The organism is Streptomyces callyspongiae (genome assembly GCF_047200695.1).
Taxonomy (GTDB): Bacteria; Actinomycetota; Actinomycetes; order Streptomycetales; family Streptomycetaceae; genus Streptomyces.
The window spans coordinates 113,182-134,809 of sequence record NZ_JBJZOM010000013.1 but is presented as its reverse complement, the minus strand read 5'-3'; the positions used below and the strand labels follow the sequence as shown (position 1 = coordinate 134,809).

15 protein-coding genes are annotated in these 21,628 nt (G+C 72.0%); 6 read left to right on the top strand and 9 right to left on the bottom strand.

The features are described 5' to 3' along the window. The first annotated feature begins 324 nt into the window (after positions 1–324). Positions 325–774, top strand: coding sequence for a PTS sugar transporter subunit IIA (locus tag ACL06G_RS14880; protein WP_412836018.1), 450 nt, complete (start codon positions 325–327; stop codon positions 772–774). A 31-nt stretch (positions 775–805) separates the two neighbouring features. Here ACL06G_RS14880 and ACL06G_RS14875 read toward each other — a convergent pair whose 3' ends face one another. Continuing rightward, positions 806–1,705 carry a DUF8829 domain-containing protein gene (locus tag ACL06G_RS14875; RefSeq protein ID WP_412836017.1) on the bottom strand — a complete coding sequence of 300 codons (900 nt, stop codon included), beginning with the start codon at positions 1,703–1,705 and terminating at the stop codon, positions 806–808. A 101-nt stretch (positions 1,706–1,806) separates the two neighbouring features. Beyond that, positions 1,807–3,828 (bottom strand): acetoacetate--CoA ligase, encoded by a 2,022-nt coding sequence (locus tag ACL06G_RS14870; protein ID WP_412788000.1) that lies wholly within the window; start codon positions 3,826–3,828, stop codon positions 1,807–1,809. Positions 3,829–4,086: 258 nt separating this feature from the next. Between ACL06G_RS14870 and ACL06G_RS14865 the strand changes: the two genes are divergently transcribed. From ACL06G_RS14865 to glpK, 4 genes are all read left to right on the top strand, one after another. Next, on the top strand, positions 4,087–6,363 hold the full coding sequence (locus ACL06G_RS14865; RefSeq protein WP_412836016.1) for a glycoside hydrolase family 31 protein: 2,277 nt from the start codon (positions 4,087–4,089) through the stop codon (positions 6,361–6,363). A 48-nt stretch (positions 6,364–6,411) separates the two neighbouring features. Continuing rightward, positions 6,412–7,227, top strand: a complete 816-nt coding sequence (locus tag ACL06G_RS14860; RefSeq protein ID WP_412787998.1) for a M15 family metallopeptidase — start codon at positions 6,412–6,414, stop codon at positions 7,225–7,227. A gap of 171 nt (positions 7,228–7,398) precedes the next feature. Then, positions 7,399–8,133 (top strand): MIP/aquaporin family protein, encoded by a 735-nt coding sequence (locus ACL06G_RS14855; RefSeq protein ID WP_412787997.1) that lies wholly within the window; start codon positions 7,399–7,401, stop codon positions 8,131–8,133. A 15-nt stretch (positions 8,134–8,148) separates the two neighbouring features. Next, entirely contained in the window at positions 8,149–9,663 is a 1,515-nt protein-coding gene (gene glpK / locus ACL06G_RS14850; RefSeq protein WP_412787996.1) for a glycerol kinase GlpK, read from the top strand. Positions 9,664–9,684: 21 nt separating this feature from the next. Here glpK and ACL06G_RS14845 read toward each other — a convergent pair whose 3' ends face one another. Genes ACL06G_RS14845 through ACL06G_RS14830 form a run of 4 tightly spaced genes read right to left on the bottom strand, consistent with a single transcriptional unit; the run spans position 9,685 to position 13,760 of the window. Next, the gene (locus ACL06G_RS14845; RefSeq protein WP_412787995.1) at positions 9,685–10,305 is read right to left on the bottom strand and encodes a GTP-binding protein; all 621 of its coding nucleotides are present in this window, start codon (positions 10,303–10,305) and stop codon (positions 9,685–9,687) included. Next, positions 10,286–10,687 carry a DUF742 domain-containing protein gene (locus ACL06G_RS14840; RefSeq protein ID WP_412787994.1) on the bottom strand — a complete coding sequence of 134 codons (402 nt, stop codon included), beginning with the start codon at positions 10,685–10,687 and terminating at the stop codon, positions 10,286–10,288. Before ACL06G_RS14840 ends, ACL06G_RS14845 begins: the two co-directional genes overlap by 20 nt. Before the next feature lie 14 nt (positions 10,688–10,701). Continuing rightward, positions 10,702–11,133, bottom strand: coding sequence for a roadblock/LC7 domain-containing protein (locus tag ACL06G_RS14835; RefSeq protein ID WP_412787993.1), 432 nt, complete (start codon positions 11,131–11,133; stop codon positions 10,702–10,704). Next, the gene (locus ACL06G_RS14830) at positions 11,130–13,760 is read right to left on the bottom strand and encodes a sensor histidine kinase (RefSeq protein WP_412836015.1); all 2,631 of its coding nucleotides are present in this window, start codon (positions 13,758–13,760) and stop codon (positions 11,130–11,132) included. The genes ACL06G_RS14835 and ACL06G_RS14830 overlap by 4 nt, the downstream gene beginning before the upstream one ends. Positions 13,761–14,016: 256 nt before the next feature. Between ACL06G_RS14830 and ACL06G_RS14825 the strand changes: the two genes are divergently transcribed. Further along, complete coding sequence (locus tag ACL06G_RS14825; protein WP_412787991.1) at positions 14,017–14,292, top strand: hypothetical protein; 276 nt, start codon at positions 14,017–14,019, stop codon at positions 14,290–14,292. 50 nt (positions 14,293–14,342) lie between these two features. Here ACL06G_RS14825 and ACL06G_RS14820 read toward each other — a convergent pair whose 3' ends face one another. From ACL06G_RS14820 to ACL06G_RS14810, 3 genes are all read right to left on the bottom strand, one after another. Beyond that, positions 14,343–19,022: a hypothetical protein gene (locus ACL06G_RS14820; RefSeq protein ID WP_412787990.1), complete on the bottom strand. Its 4,680-nt coding sequence runs from the start codon at positions 19,020–19,022 to the stop codon at positions 14,343–14,345. 55 nt (positions 19,023–19,077) lie between these two features. Next, positions 19,078–19,995: a hypothetical protein gene (locus ACL06G_RS14815; RefSeq protein WP_412787989.1), complete on the bottom strand. Its 918-nt coding sequence runs from the start codon at positions 19,993–19,995 to the stop codon at positions 19,078–19,080. Between the two features lie 85 nt (positions 19,996–20,080). Continuing rightward, positions 20,081–21,598, bottom strand: a complete 1,518-nt coding sequence (locus ACL06G_RS14810; protein ID WP_412787988.1) for a hypothetical protein — start codon at positions 21,596–21,598, stop codon at positions 20,081–20,083. Positions 21,599–21,628 lie beyond the last annotated feature (30 nt).

Here is a 21,628-nt window from a genome sequence, read left to right as displayed (position 1 = left end):
TTGGGAGGCGAATGCGAGGGAAACAGTGGAGACCCGGGAAGATGCTCTCACGCTCATCGCGTTCAGGGCAACTTCTCAAATCTACTGCCCCTTCGAACCTGCGTCAACAGGTCTCTCGGGGACCGGACGACTGTAACAGGTGTCCCGCCCCCGACGCACATCACGCCGCCGACCGCAGCGGACACCCCTCCTGCGTCGATCGCAGCCCGGGTCCGGCACGCTCGAACCGTTCCCTCCATGGCCTAACCTGCAGAACGGAGCCCTTCCGCCCTCCGGGCAGGCAGGGGAAGTCCACCGGCCGGCGCCGACCCCCGGGAGGTTCTCATGACGATCGTGACGTCGCCGTGCGCCGGACGGGTCGTCGGGCTGCAGGCCGTGCCCGACCCCGTCTTCTCGGAAGCGATGGTGGGCCCCGGTACGGCCGTCGACCCAGGGCGGGGCCCCATCACCGCGGTCTCACCGGTCCAAGGGATCATCGTGTCGCTCCACCCGCACGCCTTCGTCGTGGTCGACGCGGAGGGACACGGTGTACTGGTCCATCTCGGGATAGACACCGTGCAGCTCAACGGTGAGGGCTTCGAACTCGTCGCCTCGAAGGGGGACACCGTCGGACGGGGAGACCCGGTGGTCGCCTGGCACCCGGCAGCCGTCGAACGGGCCGGCAAGTCGCCCGTCTCCCCGGTCATCGCCCTGGAGGCTCGGCGTGAATCGCTTGCCGAGCTTGTCGAGGACGGAGAGGTTGCCACCGGCGCTCCCCTCTTCGTCTGGACGTGACGCGCGAGGGCCGGGTACGCATCGTCCGGTCTCACGCTCGTGGCGCCCGCGGCAGCGGGATTCCCGCGCCGTACCGGACGCCCGGCTCGGGAGGCAGTGGTTCGCCGGTCTCGGCATGGGTGCAGTAGGCGCTGAAAACCTCCGCCTCCGCGAGCGGCGCGAGCCACCCGCCCTGCAGACACCAGCCCCGTACCGTCTCCGGGACGCGGCCTCTCCCGGAGACGCTGGGAGCCGTGCGGGTGACGAGCCCACCGGACGCTTCGTGGGCCAGGCCCACCGCCAGCACCGCGCAGAAGAAGGTGGTGTCGGGCCCGTCGAGTTCCCGGCGCCCTTCCCGAGTGGTGCGGACCTCCAGAACGGCCAGCAGCGGGGACTCGGGTGCGTCGACGCTGCACACCAGGTGGTGCCTGCCGGGCCCCAGCGCGGTGAGCAGCGCGTCGAACGCGTCGGTGGCTGCCCGGAACGCCCGGTCCGGGACCACGCTGGTTGCGGACGGTGTGTCCGTTGTTCGGGCACCGCGGCGCAGGCCTCGGTCCGGGGGCCGTCCTCCGCGCTCCGGGGCCCGCAGGCTGGACAGGAGTTCGCCGCAGCTCTGGCCCCGGTACGGAACCGTGCGGCCACTGCCCGCCACTTCCGCGGTGTAGCGGGTGCGGCTCGGCGAGGCATCCGGCTCCAGCCCGCCGCGATGGCAGAACAACGCGTAGCCGGCAGGGTCGAAGGCAGCCACGCGGGCATGGACCCCACGGGCGTCGAGCGACCGGAGCAGGCGCTGCACATGGCGCAGGTACGCGGGGTAGTCGTCGAAGACGAAGGTGCGATAGCGCCGCATGGCGGCGAACTCCCGCTCGGTCGTCAGGACGGCCACGGTGCTGGGCGTTTCGCTCTGCAGGAGGCGGTGCGCGCGGCGCCTCCGGCTGCGGCTGTGTGTCATGGTTCCCCCTCGCTGCGGTGCGATCGGCGATTACTCACCGTAGTCACCGGGTGTGACAGCGGGGGCGGGGCAGCGGGCCGCCCGGCGGCCCGCTGCCGGGGTCAGTCCGTGTGTCCTCGACCGAGACGCTCGTAGAACCTGAGGAGTTCGACGTCGTCGACGGATCCCGGGTTGACGGCCTTCTCGAGTGCCGTCCCCTGGAGGAGGCGCTTCACCGGAACCTCGAGCCGTTTGCCGGTGAGGGTGTGGGGAACGCCGTCGACCTCGATGATCTCGTCGGGGACGTGGCGGGGGGACAGCGCGGAGCGGATGGCCTTCCTGATCTTGTCCCGGAGGGCGTCGTCGAGTGTGGTGCCGGGCGCGAGATGGACGAAGAGCGGCATCCAGTAGCCGCCGTCCGGCTGTTCGACGCCGATGACGAGGGACTCGCGGACCTCGGACAGGCGTTCCACGGCCTCGTAGATGTCGGCGGAGCCCATGCGGACGCCCTGCCGGTTGAGTGTGGAGTCGGAGCGCCCGTGGATCACAACCGAATTGCGACTGGTGAGCGTCGTCCAGTCACCGTGTCGCCATACGCCGGGATAGGTGTCGAAGTAGCTGTCCCGATAGCGGCTGCCGTCGGGGTCGTTCCAGAAGCGGATGGGCATGGAGGGCATCGGGTTGGTCACGACGAGTTCCCCGACCTCGTCCACCAGGGGCTTGCCCTGCGGGTCCCAAGCCTGCAGGTCGGTGCCGAGGCAAGGGGCCTGCAGCTCGCCGATGTGGACGGGCAGTGTCGGGACTGCTCCGGCGAAGCAGGAGCAGACATCGGTGCCACCGCTGACCGAGGCGATCCACAGGTCCGGCGACACCGCGTCGTGGAGCCAGCGGAACCCGTCCGGCGGCAACGGGGATCCGGTGGTGCCGATGCATTTCAGGTGGGACAGGTCCAGGTCGCGCCCCGGGTGGACCTCGGCCTTGCGGCATGCCATCACATAGGCCGCAGAGGTGCCGTAGAGCGTCGCCCGGGTGCGTTCGGCGACGCGCCACTGGGCGTCGGTCGCCGGGTATCCGGGACTCCCGTCGTAGACGACGACGGTGGTTCCGGTGAGCAGGCCGGACAGCAGAAAGTTCCACATCATCCAGCCGGTCGAGGTGTACCAGAAGAACCGGTCCTCGGGGCCGAGGTCGCAGTGCAGACCGAGCTGCTTGAGGTGTTCGACGAGAATGCCGCCCTGGGACTGCACGATGGCCTTGGGCAGCCCGGTCGTTCCGGAGGAGTACAGGACCCACAGCGGATGGTCGAAGGGCACCTGTTCGAACACCGGCTCGACGTCGGCCGAGGTCAGCGTGTCCCACTCCAGCGCGCCCCCGGGAGCGGGCGTGCCGAGCAGCGGGATGTGCACGACGGCCTCGACCGTGGGCAGTTCGCGCCGGATCTCGGAGACCGTGCCGGTCCGGTCGTGTTCCTTGCCGCCGTAGCGGTACCCGTCGACGGCGAAGAGGACCTTCGGCTCGACCTGCCGGAACCGGTCCAGGACGCTGCGGGCGCCGAAGTCGGGCGCGCAGGAGGTCCACACTCCTCCGACGGCGGCGGTGGCGAGGAGTGCCACGGCCGCCTGGGGCGTGTTGGGAACGTAACCGCCGACCCGATCACCGGGGCGCACGCCCAGGGCGCGGAGTTCGGCGGCGAGGGAGCCGACCTGCCGGCGCAGGGCAGCCCAGGTGACGGGGACGGGGTCGTGGGTCTCGTCGACGTGGAGGAGGGCGGGCTCGTGCGCCCGGTCAGAGTCCTCTCCGGCGCGCAGGGCGTGTTCGGCATAGTTGAGCGTGGCGCCCGGGAACCAGACGGCACCGGGCATGGTGCGGTCGGCGAGCACGGTGTCGTAGGGCGTGGAGAAGCGCACGTCGAACCACTCGACCACGGCCTGCCAGAAGGTGGTCAGCTCGTCCACCGACCAGCGGTGGAGGCGGGCATAGTTCTGCTCGGGGGCGTCCGGCACCGGAGCGGGGGCACCGTGCTGCCGGGCTGCCCAGGCGTGGAAGCGGGTGACGGCTGCACTGCGGATCCGCTCCGGCTCCGGACGCCACAGCGGTTCTGCCGTGGACTGTTCGGACTGCGGATTGCTGTGCGCTGCTGTCATGGCGGCTCCCGTTCGCTGTCTGCGCTTGGTGTGCGTCGCGTCCGTGCACGTGCCGGGGGGTGCGCGTGACGCGGCGGCTGCGCAGGACGATGCCATGTGATCGTTCACTTCACCAGGGCCGACAGCTCCACAAACAGCGCGGCGGCATGTGATACGGGCACAGCCTCCCGTGGGTGCGGGGCGGCCCGGACCGGGCAGGCACGTGGCAGCCGGGGGACGAGGCTGACCCGGCCGGGTCGTGATGGCAGGCTGAACAGCATGGAAGCAGGTGGCCCGGTGGGGGCGTCCGGGACGGTCGGGTCGGTTCGAGGGATCGCTGCCCTGCGGTGGCTGCGGCGCCGTCGCGTCAGGGAGCGGGCCCGGACCCCCGGGGCGGCCGTGGATGCCCTGGCGGAGCCCGGTGGAGGCCTGATCCGCTTCGAACGGTCCTCGCTGCGGGTTCGGGTGGCGGTCGGAGGGGCGGTCTTCTGCGGCTGGGACGGTGCCGGTCCGGAGCCGTCCTTCGCTGTGGACGGCCGGTGTCCCGCCGCGGACGGGCGGGCTGTTCTGGAGCCCGACAAGGACGGCGGCTGGCGCGTCGTGTCGGAACGCCTGAGGGTGACCGTCGCACGTGACGGCAGGGTCGTGATCGGCACTCCGGGCGGTGTGGTGCTGCGCCGGGACACGGTGCCCCGCTGGTGGGAGGACGAGGGCGGCGGGGTGCGCTGGTTGCTGCGTTCCCGGGTCGGGCCGGATGCGGCCCTGTTCGGACTGGGCGGCCGGCCCGAGGGGCCCCGGCTGCCCGACGGTGTCCATCGCCTGTGGAACGCCGCCCCGGCGGACCCCGGGAGGGAAGCGGGAACGCACCTCACGATGCCGGTGCAGTGGGTCGTTGCCGATGCCGGCTGCCACCTGGTGTTCCACGACGCGACCTGGGACGGGTCCGTGACGTGGCGGGAGGGCGGAGAGGGCGCTGGTTCGGAGCACGACCGTGAGGGTCGCATCGAGGTGCGGATGGCGGGCGGCCCTCTGCGGTACTGGGTGGTCACGGGGACACCCTCGCGGATCCTGTACGGGTGGACGTCGCTCACGGGTGCGCCGGCACGGCCGCCCACATGGGCTCTGGGGCACCAGTGCGCTCTGCGGGATGTCGCGGACTCCGTCGCGGTACGGCGTGCGGTGGCGGCGCAGCGGCGGTACGGGCCCGCCGTGCGGGCCGTGCATCTGGGGGACGGACGGCCGGGCGGACTGCTGCGGGGCGAGGGGGACGGATGGGCGGACCTGGTGCGCGCCCTGGCCGGCGAGGGTGTGCGGACCGTTCCCGTCATCGGCTCCGGTGTGCCGTCCGGCCCCGGGAGCGTGCTGTACCGGGAGGGTGCCGCGCTGGGAGCCTTCGTGCAGGACGCGCAGGGGCGTGAGGTGCGCGAGGGACCGGGGCGGAGCGCTGCGGTGTTCCCCGACTTCACCGACCCCCGGGTGCGCAAGTGGTGGGCCGGTCGGTGCGGTGACCTGGGAGAGAGCGGCGCCGACGGGGTGTGCCACGAGGGTGATGCGCCCGTTTCCCCGGCGGCCGGCGGGGGTGCGGTGCCACTTCCCCCCGATGCCCGCCACGCGTTGGAGGGGCGCGGCGGGGACCATCGTGAGGCACGCAACGTCTACGCCCTGGGGATGGCGGAGGCAGGGTATCTGGGCATGCTGGAGCGGCATCCGGGGCGACGTCCGTGCCTGCTCTCGCGTTCCGGGTGGGCGGGGTCGCAGCGGTACGGGGGTGTGGTGTCCGGTGAGGGAACGCCGGGGTGGGCGGGGCTGCGGGCTTCCCTGGCCAGGGTGCTCGGCCTGGGACTGTGCGGCCAGCCGTTCTCCGGTCCCGACCTTCCCCGCATGGCGGAGTGCCCGCCCGAGCTCTACCTGCGGTGGTTCCAACTCGCCGCTTTTCTGCCACTCTTCCGCGGTCACGGCCCTTCGTCGGAGAGGGAGCCGGAGGCGTACGGCCGGGAAGTGCTGGGCGGGCTGCGCGAGGCGTTGGAGGAGCGGGAGCGGCTGCTGCCGTACTTCGTGACCCTGGCACGGCTCGCGCAGCGCACGGGCGCCCCGTACGTGCGGCCGTTGTGGTGGCACCGGTTCCGGGATCGGGAACTGCGCGGGTGCGACGATGCTTTCCTGCTGGGCGATTCGTTGCTGGTGGCGCCGGTGCTGGAGCCGGGGGTGACGCAGCGCCGGGTGCGCCTGCCCCGGGGCGACTGGTACGACACGGCGACGGGCGAACGCTCCGGAGGGGACCGGGCAGTCACCGTTGACGCGCCGCTCCACCGCATCCCGGTGCTGGCGCGGGCCGGGTCGGCCATTCCTGCCACAGGTGGGAGCGACGGACTGGTGCTGGACGTCTGGCCGCCCGCGCCCGGGCGCGCCGGATCCGGGCTGCTCGTCCGGGACACCGGCGACGGCTGGGCCCCGGCTCCGGTGGAACGACTGGGCGTCCGGTGGCGGGAGGGCGCGGTGGAAGTGGTGTCGGCCGACGGCCACGAGGTGGACCTGCCGCTGCGGATCCGGGGGTAGCAAAGGCACCCTTCACGACGCGTCCGGGCTGCGGTAGGCATGTACGGCATGCGACGACACCTTCTGCACCGCGTGCTGCCGGCTCTGGTTGCCGCAGCGCTGCTCTCTTCCGCAACGCCCGCCCAGCAGGCTTTCGCGGAACGCGGGTCCGGAGCGCCCCGCGAATTCGTGGCGCTGCGTTCGGTGGCGCCGTCCGTCCTCCGCGACCTCCGGTACGCCACGCGCCACAACTTCACCGGAACCCGTATCGACGGGTACCGGCAGCCGCTGTGTCTGCTGACCGGGGAGGCGGCACGCGCGCTGCACCGGGCCCAGCGGAGGTTCCTGGCACAGGGCTACTCCCTCAAGGTGTACGACTGCTACCGGCCGCAACGGGCCGTGGACCACTTCGTCTCCTGGGCGAAGGACCTGACGGATCAGCGGATGAAGCGGGAGTTCTATCCTCGTGTCGACAAGTCCACTCTCTTCGAGGACGGCTACATCGCCGAGCGGTCGGGCCACAGCCGCGGCAGCACCGTGGACCTGACGCTGGTGAAGCTGCCTGCCCGGCGCACCCGTCCCTACGTGCCCGCGGAGCCCCTGGTGCCGTGCTACGCACCGCAGCAGGAACGCTTCGGGGACAACTCCGTGGACATGGGCACCGGCTACGACTGCTTCGACACGTTGTCGCACACGCTCGACGAACGGATCCGGGGCGAGCAGCGTGAGAACCGCTTGCTGCTGAAGGACGGTCTGGAGGAGGCCGGTTTCGCCAACTACCCGAACGAGTGGTGGCACTACACGTACCGGCCGGAGACCTTCCCCGAAACGTACTTCGACTTCCCCGTGTCGACGGGTGCGCTCGCCGGACCCCACAGGCCCTGACCGGGCGCGGGCCGCAACGCCCGGGAGCCGAAACCCGTCCGAGTGAATATCTCGGCGGTCTTGACGGGGCGTCGGTCCGGTTGAAAACTGCCGTCACGCTGATCACAGCCCGGGAAGCACACCTGTCGACGCCCCGGGGCCCGCCCCGGGCGACGGCCGTGAGGAGCGGTAATGGCGCAGTTCTCGGTCGGCGACATCATCGCCGGCGAAGTCATCGGCACAGCGATCCTCATTCTCTTCGGCGCGGGAGTGTGCGCCGCGGTCAACCTCAGATTCTCCAAGGCCAACGGGGCCGGCTGGATCGTCATCGCGTTCGGGTGGGGCTTCGGGGTGCTCGCCGGCGCGTACACGGCTCTGCCCCTCTCCGGTGGTCACATCAACCCCGCGGTGACCATCGGCATCGCCGCACAGAGCGGGGAGTGGAGCAGGGTCCCCCTCTACATCGGCTCCCAGATCGTGGGGGCCTTCGTCGGCGCGGTGCTGGCCTGGGCTGCGTACTACTCCCAGTTCGCGGCGAACGCGGACCCGGAGCACGCCCAGCCGACCCTGGGCAACTTCTCCACCGTCCCGGAGGTGCGCAGCCCGGTGGCGAACCTGGTCACGGAGACGATCGCGACCGCCGCGCTGGTGCTGCCGGTGCTGGCCTTCGGCGCGACCGAGGAGATCGGGCAGTCCGGCAGCTCCGTACTGATCGTCGCACTTCTGGTCGTGGGGATCGGCCTCTCCCTCGGCGGGCCGACGGGATACGCGATCAACCCCGCCCGGGACCTGGGCCCCCGAATAGCCCACTCCGTGCTGCCGATACCCAACAAAGGCACCTCAGACTGGAACTATGCCTGGGTGCCGGTGACGGGTCCGGTCATCGGCGGCCTGTTGGGCGCCGGCATCTACGCACTCGCTTTCTGAGCAGGGAGACGCGACATGAAGGACGCCTTCGTCGCAGCGATCGACCAGGGCACCACCTCGAGCCGCTGCATCATCTTCGACTCCGGCGGCGCCATCGTCGCCGTCGACCAGCGCGAGCACCAGCAGATCTTCCCGAAACCGGGTTGGGTGGAGCACGACGCCACCGAGATCTGGTCGAAGGTGCAGGCGGTGGTCGCCGGCGCGCTGGCGAAGGCCGGGCTGCGCGCTGACCAGCTCAGCGCCCTCGGCATCACCAACCAGCGGGAGACGACGGTCCTGTGGGACAGGAAGACCGGGCGCCCCGTGCACAACGCGATCGTCTGGCAGGACACGCGCACCTCGGCCCTGTGCACCCAATTGGGTGGCTCCGCGGGCCAGGACCGCTTCCGCGACCGCACCGGGCTGCCCCTGGCCAGCTACTTCTCCGGACCGAAGGCCTTGTGGCTCCTGGAGAACGTCCCCGGCCTGCGCGAACGTGCGGAAGCCGGCGAGATCGCCTTCGGCACCATGGACACCTGGCTGATCTGGAACCTCACCGGGGGAACGGACGGCGGTGTCCACGCCACGGACGTCACGAACGCCGGGCGCACCATGCTGATGAACCTGGAAACGCTGCAGTGGGACTCCTCGATCCTGGAGGCCATGCGCATCCCGGAGTCGATGCTCCCCGAGATCCGCTCCTCCTCGGAGACGTACGGGACGGCCGTGGGGCAGCTGGCGGGCGTACCGGTCGCCTCCGCCCTCGGCGACCAGCAGGCGGCCGTGTTCGGGCAGACCTGCTACGGCGTGGGCGAGGCGAAGAACACCTACGGCACCGGCTCCTTCCTGCTGCTGAACACGGGGACCCGGCCGGTTCCGTCCAAGAGCGGCCTGCTGACCACGATGGGCTACCAGCTGGGCGGCGAACGGCCGGTCTACTGCCTGGAGGGAGCCATCGCGATCACCGGGGCCCTGGTGCAGTGGTTCCGGGACCAGCTGGGCATCATCTCCTCCGCCGACGAGATCGAGGCGCTGGCTGCGAGTGTGGAGGACAACGGCGGCGCCTACATCGTTCCGGCCTTCTCCGGGCTGTTCGCCCCCTACTGGAGGTCGGACGCCCGCGGCGTGATCACGGGTCTGACCAGGTACGTCACCAAGGCCCATCTCGCCCGGGCCGTCCTCGAGGCCACCAGCTGGCAGACCCGCGAGGTCGTGGACGCCATGTACCAGGACTCGGGGGTCGAGATCACGACGTTGAAGGTCGACGGCGGCATGACCGCGAACGGCCTGCTCATGCAGCACCAGGCGGACGTGCTGGGGGTTCCGGTGATCCGGCCGGTCATCTCGGAGACGACGTGCCTGGGAGCGGCGTACGCGGCCGGGCTGGCCACGGGTGTGTGGGCGGACCTGGACGAGCTGCGGTCGCACTGGAAGCAGGACGCCGTGTGGACGCCGCGGATGGATGCCGCGGTGCGCGAGCGTGAGTACCGCAACTGGCGTCGTGCCGTGGAACGCAGCTTCGGATGGCACGAGGAGGAGAGCACCGGATAGGGGCCGAGGGCCCCCGGGCGGTCAGCGGGCGGTGGTGCTGTGGGACCGTCCGCCCGCCGACCGCATCGCGTGCTGCACGACGGAGACGAGCACGTCCCGCGCCGAGTCCCGCTGCCGGGCGTCGCAGAGTGCGACCGGCACGTCGTCGTCGAGGTCGAGCGCCTTGCGCACGGTCTCCACGGGGTGGCGCCGGGCTCCGTCGAAGACGTTCACCGCCACGGTGAAGGGGATGCCGCGACGCTCGAAGTAGTCCACGGCGGCGAAGCTGTCGTCGAGCCGACGGGTGTCGACCAGCACGACCGCGCCCAGTGCCCCCTGTGCGAGCTCGTCCCAGAGGAACCAGAAGCGGTTCTGGCCGGGGGTGCCGAACAGGTAGAGGACCAGCTGCTCGTTGATGGTGATGCGGCCGAAGTCCATCGCCACCGTGGTGGCGGCCTTCTGCTCCACGCCGTCCACGTCGTCGAACGGGCGTCCGGCCTCGGTGAGCAGTTCTTCGGTGTGCAGCGGCCGAATCTCGCTCACCGCGCCCACGAATGTTGTCTTTCCCACGCCGAAACCACCGGCGACCAGGAGTTTCAGTGTGACGGGCTCGGCGGGGCGGGTCGCCTCGCCACGGCTTCCGTCAGAGCGCCCGAAGACCATTGATCACCTCGCGCAGAATGCTCTCGTCCGGCAGTTCCGCCGGCGGTACGGGTCGGGAAACGCGGACCAGCTCCGCGTCCAGGAGATCGCCGATGAGGACGCGGACCACGCCCACCGGCAGGTCCAGTTCAATGGCCAGGTCGGCCACCGACTGGGGGGTGCGGCGGCAGAGGTGGACGATGTCGACGTGCTCCGGGGCCAGGGTGTGGTCGTGGACCTCCCCGTCCCGGTGGGCGTCGTCCCCAGGGTCCGCGTTCTGTGCGATGACCACGGCGATCAGGTCGAGACGGGCCGCCCCAGCGCTGCTGCGCGTCCGTCCTCGCGTCATCGCGTACGGACGCACGACGGGACCTGCGGCATCGTCGATCCAGTGGTCGGTCATGGCACGTCGTCCCGTCAGGGTCGCCCGGAGGTGTCACCGCGCGGGGCGGTGCCCAGGTGCACTCCGACCCGCTTGACCATCAGGGTCATCTCGTAGGCGATCAGACCCATGTCCGAGTCGGAGTCGGCGAGGACGGCGAGGCAGCTGCCGTCGCCCGCGGCGGTCACGAACAGGAAGGCCTCGTCGAGTTCCACCATCGTCTGCCGGACCGATCCGGCATCGAAGTGCCGGCCCACGCCCTTGGCGAGGCTGTGGAAGCCGGAGGCGACGGCGGCGAGGTGTTCGCCGTCCTCCCGGCTGAGTTCCTGCGAGCTCCCGCGGGGAAGGCCGTCCCCGGACAGCACCATGGCTTTCCTGACGCTTCCGACACGCTGCACGAGTTCGTCGAGCAACCAGTTGAGTTCGCCGGTGCCCTTGCCCGGTGCGGCCGTCTTCGGTGAGGTCATCGCCCTTCCCCCTCTGGGTTCGTTCGTTGAGCTGTTCCGGCCGGGCTGTCGGGGCCGGTGTCGTTCTGGTGACGTCCGCGCTGCCAGCCGCGTTGCAGCGACGCCATGCGCCTGCGCGCCTCGTCCGCATCGCGCTCGTGGGACTCGGGGGCGGACGCATCGCCCCTCTCGGTGCCGTCCTGCCGTACGGCTTCCTTGAGCTGGGGTGCGAGGCTGGCCTGCCGTACGCGCCGAGGGAGACCGCCCACGGTGTCCGCCTCGGGGCCGGGAGAGGCATCGGCGCCCGCGGAGCGGTCGGGGGCGCTCCCTTCGGCCGGGGGCTCCACGCCACCGGCATCGTTCTCGGTCTGTTCGACCCGGCGTCCGTGGTCGGTGACGAGCACCGGTGCGGCGCGGCGCCGGGGCAGGCCGCTGGTGGTGTGCGGCAGGTCCTGGATCCGCTCGTCGCGGTGCGCGGTACGGGCGAAGGACGCTGCGCCACCGGCCTGCCGGTGCTGCTCGGGAGCGGCTTCCTGCTCGGGCCGGCCGGTGCCGGGCCCTTCGGAGGCGGTGGGTTGCCGGAAGAGTCCGTCGCCGCGGTCCGGGGGCTCCAGGTCACCGAGCGCCATGTCGAGTTCGACGGGGCCGTCGAGCGGCTCCGGAGTCCGATCCTCGTGCCGTCTGCGATCGCTGCGCCGCGCGGAGGGCCGGGTGGGGCCGGGCGTGGCGTCCTCGGCACCGCCCTCGTCACCGGTGGGCTCGTGGAGCAGTGCTCCGGGGATGAGCACGACGGCGGTGGTGCCGCCGTAGGGGGACGGCTGCAGGGAGACGCGGACGCCGTGGCGCTGGGCCAGCCGGGCGACCACGAACAGACCGAGCCGGTCGGTGTCGGAGAGCTCGAACTCGGGCATCTCCGCGAGGCGCAGGTTGGCGTCGAGGAGCGCCTCGGAAGGCATTCCCAGTCCGCGGTCGTGGATCTCGAGGGTGAAGCCGTTGGCCACGGTCTCACCGACGACGTGGACGGCCGTGTGGGGCGGGGAGAAGACCGTGGCGTTCTCCAGCAGTTCGGCGATCAGGTGGGTCAGGTCGGCCACCGCGCTTCCGTCGACCGAGAGCCGGGCGAGGCGGCGCACCTCGATGCGCTCGTAGTCCTCCACCTCCGCGACGGCAGCACGGGCCACGTCCATCAGTTGGACGGGCTTGCGCCACTGCCGGGACGGCGCCGCGCCGGAGAGGATCACCAGGCCCTCGGCGTGCCGGCGCATGCGCGTGGTCATGTGGTCGAGGCGGAACAGGTCCGCGAGTTCGTCGGCGTCCTCGGTGCGGCGTTCCATGGCGTCCAGCAGCGTCAGCTGACGGTGCAGCAGGACCTGGTTGCGGCGTGCGAGGTTGACGAACACCTCGGAGACGCCGCGCCGCATGTCGGCCTGTTTGACGGCTGCTTCGACCGCCGCGCGCTGGAGGGTGTTGAGGGCCTGGCCGACCTGCCCCGTCTCGTCCGGGGGAAACTCCAGCCGGGGTGCCTCGGTCTCCACATCGACCTGTTCTCCCGCGGCGAGGCGGCGCATGACACCGGGGAGCCGGAAACCCGCGGCTTCGTTCGCCTGTTTGCGCAGTGTGCTGAGGTCGCGGATCAGGCCGCGTGCCACCCGGACGGAGATGATGAGGGAGGCGAGGACGGCGGCGAGGCCGAGGAGGCCGGCCGCGCCGAACCGCAGCCAGACTTCGGTGCCGACGGGTGCGGCCCGCTCCCGGTACCTCGCCTCGGCCTGTGCGCGCAGGGTTCTCAGTTCGTCCAGGACGGCAGCCGTGGTCTCCTTCCACGGGGCCGCACCGACCTCGCGGGCGGCACTGTCGGAGCCGGAGTCGAGGACGGTGTCCTCGTAGGCTCTCAGGGTGCCCATGTCGGAGCCCTTGCGGAACGTCCGGAAGGGGCCGCGCTGATCGGTGGGGAGCTGCTGGAGGCTCGTGTCGAGGGAGAGTTCGCGTTCCGCGATGCGGTCGGAGAAGGCGCGCCGCTGGTCCCGGGGCATGGTGCCGGCCACGATCGCGGCGGCGAGCAGCGCGTCCTCGCGGGCGAGGTACTCCCGGGCACGCGCGACTCCCACGAGTGCCTGGCCCTCGCGCTGCAGGTCCTGCTGCTGCCCACCGTGGAGAGAGGTCAGGAGCCCGAAGCAGGGTCCGACCAGCCCGTTGTAGGCCCGGAAGGCCGCGTCACGTGTCAGCGCACCGCTTTCCGCCCTGCGGCGGATCTCGTCGAGGGAGTGGAGTCCGTCCAGCAGATGCTCGAGGCGGTTGCCGGCGTCGTCCTGCAGGTCGCTCCTGGCCGTGCCGTCGCCCACGGCGTCCCGGAGGCGATCGACCGCCTTGTCGGTGGCCCGCTGGCGCCAGTGGAAGCGGCTGAGGGCCTCCGCCCGTCCGGTGTCCGCCAGGTAGACCATGACCTCGCGCCGTTCACGCTGAAGGGTGTCCACGATGTCCAGCGTCGGCCCGTCCACACGTTCGATCGACCGTTCCGCGGAGAGCAGTTGGGCCGCCTCCCGGCCGGTGAGGTAGCTCGCGAAGGCCCAGATCGACACCAGGGACACCAGTGGCACGAGCAACAGCGCCACGATCTTCCGGCGGATGGATTTCCCGCGAAAGCGCATGGCCTCCCCTACGTCAACTCCTCCGCTTGGAGGCGTGTTTCGACAGCAAACGGCGTGAGCCTACTACTGACGGGCGACTGGTTCGCAGACACATCCGAATGATCAACCAGGTGATCAGGGTGCCTCATCCGGAGTTGTCCGTCGATGCCCTGCAGGCTGCGGGAACTTCCACTCCGGACGATGTGCGGACGTGACGGAGGCAAGGTGCGGATGTCGTGGCGAAGACCTTGCAGAGCGGAGGTAAAGTGAAGAAGTCATGGATACGAGGGCGCGGTTGCCGGACCCGGTGCGCAAGGCCGCGGTACGCGCCGGACTGGTCGTCGCGCTGACCCTGGAGACGGTGCTGGTCGCCGTCCTGTGCTCACTGGCCGGCGTGTGGCTCGCCTTCCCGGCCGTGCTCGTCGCCGTGCTCGGGACGGTCATCGCCACCTGGATGGTGCTCGACGTCCTCGTCACACGTCAGGTGTGGACACAGCGGCACGGCGTGCTCTCGGACCCCGGCAGCACGGCCCGTCGGACCCGCCGGAAGTGACGCGGGCCCGGGCGGCCCCGCGGCCGGTGGACGGGCAGCTGCCGAGGCCGTCAGCCGGCGCCGGAGGCGGCCGTCCGCTCCTCGACGGGACGCCGGAACGTGCGCGTGGCGGTGACCTCTCCGTGGATGGACTCCTCCTCCGTCTCGGGTTGCGGAAGACCGGGACGCAGGTGCTCCTCGACACTGATGTACTTCAGTCCGGCCCGGAGGTCCGCGTCGTTGCGGAGCCTGATCACCAACGGGAACTCGGCGAGCGCCGTGGTGTCGAAAAGTCCCGTGGTGTAGAGGAGCTGGACACCAAGGGCATCGGCGACGGCACGTTGCAGCTCCAGCAGGTAGGTCGCGTTCGCCCGGCCGATGGGGTTGTCGAGGAAGAGCGTGCCGGCATGGCGGTGCCGGTCCCTGCCACGGTCGTTGCTGCGCAGTGCCGCCATCGTGCAGTACAGGGCGATGGCGGCAGTGAGCAGCTGGCCCCCGGAGAAGACGTCGCCCATCTGTCCCACGGGCACCCGTTCGGCGCGGAGCACCGCGTCCGGCTTCAGGATCTCCACGCTCACGCCACGGGGGTGCAGGGATGCGCCGACGCCCCGCAGCAGCAGGGTCATGCCGTCGCGCCGCATGTCGGACTTCCGGGCGAGAGCAGCACGCGTCGCCTCGTCGATCACCTCCCCGAGGCGCTCGGTGAGTGTGGCCTGGTCGGGCTCCTCGAAACGGATGCGCAGGAACTCCTGGCCGGACCACTCACCGAGCCCCTGGGGCAATCGGGACAGCCGCTGCGCGGAGCGCAGTGTCGCCAGGGCCGACTCCACGAGGCCCCGCAACCGGTCCACGATGCTGTCCCGGTTGCGCTCCAACTGGTCGAGTTCGTCGCTGAGAACCCGCAGCCTCGGGGCGAAAGCGTCGGCCCAGGCCGCGGCATGCTCCGGCAGCGCCGCGGCCGGCAGCTCCCGGATCTGCCGGCGTGCCGGGGTGCGCACCTGCTCGTACCGCGCCGCGTTGGCGTGGCGCACCAGAACGTCGCACGCCTCGCGCACCAGCTGTTCGGCCGCCGAGAGGTCCGCGGCGCAGCCCCGCAGCGACCGGCGGGTCTCGGCCGCGGCGTGGCGTGCCTCGGAGGGGGTTCCGTCGTACGGCTCGGCGTCGGTTCCGGACCGTTCGAGGTGCTGCGGCTCGCGCAACAGATCGCGCAGCATCGCCGCCGTCTCGTCGAACGAGCCTGCCGCGTCCTCCGCCGCCCGATGGGCGCGCACCAGATCCGTGTGCGTGCCGCGGGCCGACTCCAGGGCCTCCTCGCTCGCAGCGAGTTCGGCGTTGGCGGCGCGGAGCAGGCGCTGGGCCTCCTCCGGGTCCCCAGGGGTCTGTTCCTCGGGGAGTTCGGCATGGGCGTCGCCCGCGGTGGGCGCGAGCCGCTCCGCCTCTCCGCGCAGCCGGCCGAGTTGCTCGCTCGCCCCCGACGCGCGGGACTCCAGGAGCTGGACCTGCTCCTCCGCCCGGGCCGCCGCGGACTGCCGCGACGGCCCGTCGGCTCCCTCCGGTCCGTCGAGCAGGTGCGCGGCACGGTTGCGGACCTTGTTGGTGAGACGTTCGAGGGCAGCGAGCGCGGCGCTCTCGTCACCCTCTGCGCGGGCCTGCTCGGCACGCAGGTCGGTGCCGACGGCGACCTTCTCGTACAGCCGGGTCGCGGAGCGATGTGCCTCGCGCAGGGACGGCAGAGAGGAACCGGGCGGTGGTTCCTCCAGGTCCAGGTCCTCCGGCACACCGGCGATCTCGGCGCGCTCGGCCCTCAGGGCCCGGGCGGTGCGCCGGGCGTCGTCCGCGGCACGCTGTGCGGTGCGGCGGTCCTCGTCGGCGGTGCGGGCGCGCTCCAGGCACTCCTCCGCGACAGCTTCCGGCTCGGCTGCCTCGTCCGCCAGTTCCCGGAGCCGCGCCTGCCACTTGCCTCTCTCTCGCAGCCGGAAGGCCAGTCCCGCCAGGGCGTCCGCACTGCGCCGTGACCGGGCCGCGGCCTCCTGCTTCGCCTCACGGAGGCGTGCGGCTTCTGCCGCGGCCTCCTCGGCCTCGGCGCGGACGGCCGCGCACTGTTCGAGGAAGGCTCCTGCGGTCTCGGCGGCCTCACGGGTACGGGCCGCTTCCTCGGCCAGCTCGGTCAGGTGGCCGGGCGGGCAACCGGTGCGCCACGACGCCAGACGGGCCGAGAGTGCACGGTCCGCCGCGAGGAGGGCGGCCCGGGCGCGGATCTCCCGGTCGCGCTCGGACGCGCGGGCGCGGAGCTGGCGGCGTTCGTCGTCGGCCGCGCTCTCGTCGTGCATGGCCGGGTTGGGCGGCACGAGGAACACCTCGTCCCCGACCGCGCCCTGCTCGGGGGAGGGTGCCGGGGCCAGCAGTGCGTCGGCGGTGCCGACAGCGACGGCCGACCGGGGCAGCAGCGACGCGTCGGCGAGGATGTCGCGGGCACGTGCGTGACCGGCCGGGTCGGTGATGACGACGCCGTCGACGAGTTCGGGGTGGGCGGCGAGCACACGGGCATGGTCGGCCGGGTCGACGGCCTGGGCGAGGTAGCGCCATCCCGGCAGGGCCGGCACGCCGTTCTCCCCGAGGTGTTCGACGGTGACGGCCACGTCGGGAGAGGGCGGCAGCAGTCCGCCGTCTCCCAGCGCGCCGAGCATGCGCGAGTCGTCGGCGGCCGAGGTCCGCAGTTCGAACAGATGGCGTTCGCCGGTGCCGATGGCCTCCTCGAGCAGCTCCTGAAGTGACTCGGCGTTCCGGTCCAGTTCGGCCGCGGTGAGCACCGCGGCCGCGCGGTGCCGGTCGTCGCCCCGCGTTTCCGCCGCCGCCTCGGGAGCACCGGGGCGCTGCGGGGAGGGCAGTTCGGCGGCCGGTCCTTCGGTGGTGAGCCCGAGGAGTTCGGCCAGGCGTTCCTCCGCACCGATCGCCTCGGCGGCACGCTGCTCCGCGGTGTGGGCGGCCCGTGCGGCTTCGGCGGCGTCCGCGGCCCGTGCGGCGGCGAGTTCTGCGCGGTTGTGTTCGGCCGATGCCTCCCTCGCTCGGTCCTCCGCACGCCGGGCCGATGCACGGGCGGTGTCCCACGCGGCGACCGCCTCCTTCTCGGCGTCGCTCGCCTCCAGTGCGGCGCGTGCGGGATCGGCGTCGGGGGCCGAGTCGTCGAGCCAACCGGCCCGCACCGCCTCGGCCGTCTCCTGTTCGACCTCGGTGAGGCGCTGTTGCAGGTGGTCGCTCTCGCTGCGGGCGCGCTGGGCGGCGGTGGCGGCCTCGGTGGCGTCCCGGTGGGCGCGTTCGCTCTCCTGCTGGAGGACGCCCGCGGTCTCCTCGTGCTGTGCGGCCGTGCGGTCGCTCTCCTCCGCGGCGGCGTGCAGCGCCCGCACGAGCGCTGCGGCCGCCTCTCCACGGGCGGCGAGTGCGGGGGCGGCGTCGCGTTCGGCCTCCCGGATGGCGGTGGCGACCCTGCTGACGCGGTCCGCTGCGGCCCGGTGCTGCAGTACCGTCTCGGCTGCCTGCCACGCCGCGTGCAGGGTTCTCGCTTCGGCGAGTTCACGGCGCTGGGCGGAGGCCGACTTCTCGCCCGCCGCCAGGGCCAGGCAGGCGTGCCGGTAGGCCAGTTCCGCGGCGACGAGTGAGGCGCGCCGACGGGTGTGCTCCGCGTCGGAGGCGGCGTCCTCGGCGGCGTCCATGCGCTCCGCGAGCTCGCCGGCCCGGGCCCTTTCCGCCTTCCCCCGTGCCTGGAGTCGGTGCGCGAGGCCGCGCGCCCGCTGTTCCGCTCCGGCGTGGACGTCGCGGGCCCGCCGGCGGTCCTCGGCCGCCTCGGCGATGCGCCGGAGGAGGTCGAGGGATCCTGCGGTGAAGTCGCGTTCGGCGATGAGTTCACTCCGCCGGCCCAGCTTGTGGGCGAAGCCGTGGACGAGGTCGGCGAGTCCGTCGGTGTCGCGGGTGTCGGTGACGGCACGCAGCAGGAGATCGGTGAAGTCGGCGTCGTTCTTGACGGCGAACAGCCCGGCCGCCTCGCCCTCGTCGGCGTTCATCTCCCTCTGGTACCGGAACAGTTCCGGATCGAGCCCGAGAGAGGTGAGGTGCTCGTTCCAGCGTTCGTGGATGTCCTCCCAGTGGACGTCGAGGTTGGGGTAGGCCCTCCCCGTCTCGGTCAGGACGTCCCGAAAACCCTTCATGGTGCGGCGGCGCCCCCGGGCGGAGGATGTGCCCTCCCTGACCGGACCGACGGCCGCGGACTCCGCGACGGGCAGGGAGTCGAGGCTCATCCCGGGACCGGGTCGGAACGAGTACCAGGCCTCGGTGAACTTCCTGGGATCGGAGGAGACCTGCCGGCCGCGCCATTCGCTGGCCTTGCCGACGACGACGGTCTCTCCGGTGCGGGTGTGCTGCCACTCCAGGGCCACGTGGCCGCAGTCCTCTGCCAGCAGGAACTTCCGCAGCACTCCTGAGCTCGCCCCGCCGAGGGTGTTGCGGTGGCCGGGGAGCATCACGGAGAAGATCAGTTTGAGCAGGACGGACTTGCCGCCGCCGTTCTCCAGGAACAGCACGCCGGCGGGTGCCGGCCTGCGGGGCGGGCCGGCGGGCTCGTCCTCGAAGAAGTCCGCCTGAGCGGGTGCCGGATCGGGTACGCGTGCGCCGACTCCGCGCAGGTCCAGCAGGGTGTCCGCATAGCGGGCGCCTGCGGGGCCGATGGAGTAGAGGCGGATCCGGGACAGCTCGTACATGGTGGCGGGCTCTCGTGTGCGGTGAGTGGGTCGTGTCGGGTGGTGGACGGAGCGGTCAGGCGTGGAAGGGGAGGCCGGCGTCGGCAGCGATCTCCAGCCCGTCGGAATCCTGGGGAGGCAGCAGCGAGGCGCTGCCGTCGGAGACCGGGACGACACCGAGTTCGAGGAGTTCGGACATGGCCGCGTCTCCGGCCATGTCCCGCACCTGGAGCTGGTAGCGGGCCGTGGTGCGGTAGGTGCCGCCCGCCTCGTCACCGGTGCGCTGCAGGAATCCGGAGTCGGCGAGGAAGGCGAGTGCCTTGGCGATGATTCCGGTCGTGGACCCGGCGAGGCGCCGGGCGTCCTTGGTGGCGCCCGTGGCGCTGCGGCGGGCGTAGACCCGCCATGCGGACTCCAGACCGGGGGCGGCGGTGGCGGGGTCGGTGTTCTCGCCCTGTTCCTCGGCGCGCTCCTCCAGCCGGCGACACGCCTCCCGCACGAAGGCATCCACGCCGTTCACGGTGACTCTGCCGATGTAGGTGTCGTCGGCGAGGTCCTCGGGGCGGGGAAACGCCATGGCGGCGACGGCGAGGTGGGCCAGCCCGTGCAGGAACCGGTCGCCGGACTCGGCCCCGGCACGGCGGGCGTAGTCGCTCATGCGGACGGCGAAGACGGAGTCCTCCGCAGCGGCGAGCGCCATCCCGGCCCGCGCGGAGACCTCGAGGACGACCAGACCCAGGCCCGTCGCGACGGCGTCCGCGAGCCGGGCGAAGGGCGGGTCGTCGCGGTAGCGGCCCAGGAGCTCGGCGTACTCGGCCTCGCGGGCGGGCAGCAGCTTGGGCTGCAGACCGAACGACACGAGCCGGGCGGCGTCGGCGGTGTCGGCGGGAGTCGTCGGGGAGGGCCGGTCGCGGGGTTCGGGCGCCTCCGGCGAGGGGGCGGCGTACGGCTCCCGTCCTCCGGGAGTCTGGGGGTCGGTGGTGTGTTCGGTCACCGAGTCGGCTCCTGTGGGTGGTGCTCGTGGTGCGGCGGTACGGTGGCGCCTTCGTGGGGGCGGCGGGCCCTGTCCTCCGGAGTGGTCACGCGGCCTCCGAGCGGGCCGCGGCCATGCCGGCGGCGTCGAGGCGGGCCGTACCGACGACGAGGTCGGCTCCGCCGAACTCCGGGTCGTCGAGTTCGGTGCCGTCGTCGGCGGCGAAGAGGAGGTGCCGCTCGCCCTGCCGGTAGGCGCTCCCCACGGACGGGCTCGCGGCGTGCACGGCCAGGAGGGCAATGAGGTACGGGAGTTCCGGGTCCTGGCGGCGGGCTTCGGCGAGGAGACCGGAGAGTCTGCGGGGGGCGTCCGGTGGAAGGTCCAGCAGTTCCCTCGCGGCCTCGAACTGCTCCTCGCCGAACCGGCTGTCGTCCGGGGTCGCGACGAGGTCGGGCTCGGGCATCTCCGCTCCGAGGTTTTCGCGGGGCGCGGGCGGCGTGAGGAGAAGGTGCGTCAGGTCGGCGAGGCGCACCGAGACCGGCCGGCGGAAGCCCGTGCCGTGACGGAAGTAGGCCTCGGTGACGCGGGCGGCCTCCTGGAGCGGGAGCGGGAGCACCGGCGCCAGCAGCTGCCCGTACAGGTCGATCCCGGCGCGCGCGGCGGGCGGTGCGAACGCCTGCCGGTCCTGTTCGGCGCGGAAGAGAGGGCCGGCCTCGAGAAGGCGCGACTGGAGTTGTGTGTGGCGCCGGATGCAGTCCTTGACGATGTCGACGAGTTCGGCGGCGAGGCGCTTGTGGTGGGCGTCCTCGCTCTCGTCGCGGGCCCGGCGGATGTTGGTGAGGATGGCGTTCTCGTGCCGGTAGCGGTCGGCGACGTGGTCGAGGGCCTCGGCGATCATGTCGGGAACGGTCCGCAGCCAGTCCACGGCGCGCACGTTGCGTCGCGTGGCCTCCAGCGTGCGACGCAGCGTCTCGGCGTACTGCACGGTGCGGTAGCGGGCCTGTTCCGCGGCGAGTTGCGCGTCGGCGAGCCTGCCCCGGCTGATGAGGACCTCGAGCTTCACCTCTGCGGCGATCTGCGCGCTGGTGACATCCGTGTCGAGGGCGCCCACGAGTACGTTGACGGCCTCGTCGGTGGTGCGCAGGTAGACGGTGCCGCCCGGGCCGGGGACCTCCTCGACGAGCTTGAAGTCGTAGTCGCGGCGCACATAGGCGCCGTCGGGGCCGAAGGTGCCGTACACGGCACGGAATCCCCGGTCCACGCTGCCGACGTTGACGAGGTTCTCCAGCACCCAGCGGGCGACCCGCTCGTGTTCCTCCGCGGTGCGCCGAGGGTCCTGGGCCGCGATCCGCGGCAGCAGCCGGGCGACGATCTGCTCGTGGTCGGCTCCGGTGTCGAAGTCCATGCTGAGGGTGACCAGATCGATGGCGGCGAGAGCCACCTCGGCCATGGCGTAGCTGCCGTACTCCCCCGCGAGGTTCGCCTTGCGGACGTCGAGGTCGTGCAGGGGCGCGGTACAGGCGAGGGCGCGCAGCCTGCGCGCCAGTCCCTCGTCGGCCGCGGGGCCGGGGGCCGGAGAAGGGCTGGTCGGCGGGTTCTGGGACGCCGTTCGGGGCTCGGTCACGACGCCCACACTAAGCGTTCGCGCGGACAA

What these genes read in the sequence shown, in the direction of transcription:
- ACL06G_RS14880 (WP_412836018.1), top strand. Translation starts at nt 325, where the DNA reads ATGACGATCGTGACGTCGCCGTGCGCCGGACGGGTCGTCGGGCTGCAG.
- ACL06G_RS14875 (WP_412836017.1), bottom strand. Translation starts at nt 1,705, where the DNA reads ATGACACACAGCCGCAGCCGGAGGCGCCGCGCGCACCGCCTCCTGCAG.
- ACL06G_RS14870 (WP_412788000.1), bottom strand. Translation starts at nt 3,828, where the DNA reads ATGACAGCAGCGCACAGCAATCCGCAGTCCGAACAGTCCACGGCAGAA.
- ACL06G_RS14865 (WP_412836016.1), top strand. Translation starts at nt 4,087, where the DNA reads ATGGAAGCAGGTGGCCCGGTGGGGGCGTCCGGGACGGTCGGGTCGGTT.
- ACL06G_RS14860 (WP_412787998.1), top strand. Translation starts at nt 6,412, where the DNA reads ATGCGACGACACCTTCTGCACCGCGTGCTGCCGGCTCTGGTTGCCGCA.
- ACL06G_RS14855 (WP_412787997.1), top strand. Translation starts at nt 7,399, where the DNA reads ATGGCGCAGTTCTCGGTCGGCGACATCATCGCCGGCGAAGTCATCGGC.
- glpK (WP_412787996.1), top strand. Translation starts at nt 8,149, where the DNA reads ATGAAGGACGCCTTCGTCGCAGCGATCGACCAGGGCACCACCTCGAGC.
- ACL06G_RS14845 (WP_412787995.1), bottom strand. Translation starts at nt 10,305, where the DNA reads ATGGTCTTCGGGCGCTCTGACGGAAGCCGTGGCGAGGCGACCCGCCCC.
- ACL06G_RS14840 (WP_412787994.1), bottom strand. Translation starts at nt 10,687, where the DNA reads ATGACCGACCACTGGATCGACGATGCCGCAGGTCCCGTCGTGCGTCCG.
- ACL06G_RS14835 (WP_412787993.1), bottom strand. Translation starts at nt 11,133, where the DNA reads ATGACCTCACCGAAGACGGCCGCACCGGGCAAGGGCACCGGCGAACTC.
- ACL06G_RS14830 (WP_412836015.1), bottom strand. Translation starts at nt 13,760, where the DNA reads ATGCGCTTTCGCGGGAAATCCATCCGCCGGAAGATCGTGGCGCTGTTG.
- ACL06G_RS14825 (WP_412787991.1), top strand. Translation starts at nt 14,017, where the DNA reads ATGGATACGAGGGCGCGGTTGCCGGACCCGGTGCGCAAGGCCGCGGTA.
- ACL06G_RS14820 (WP_412787990.1), bottom strand. Translation starts at nt 19,022, where the DNA reads ATGTACGAGCTGTCCCGGATCCGCCTCTACTCCATCGGCCCCGCAGGC.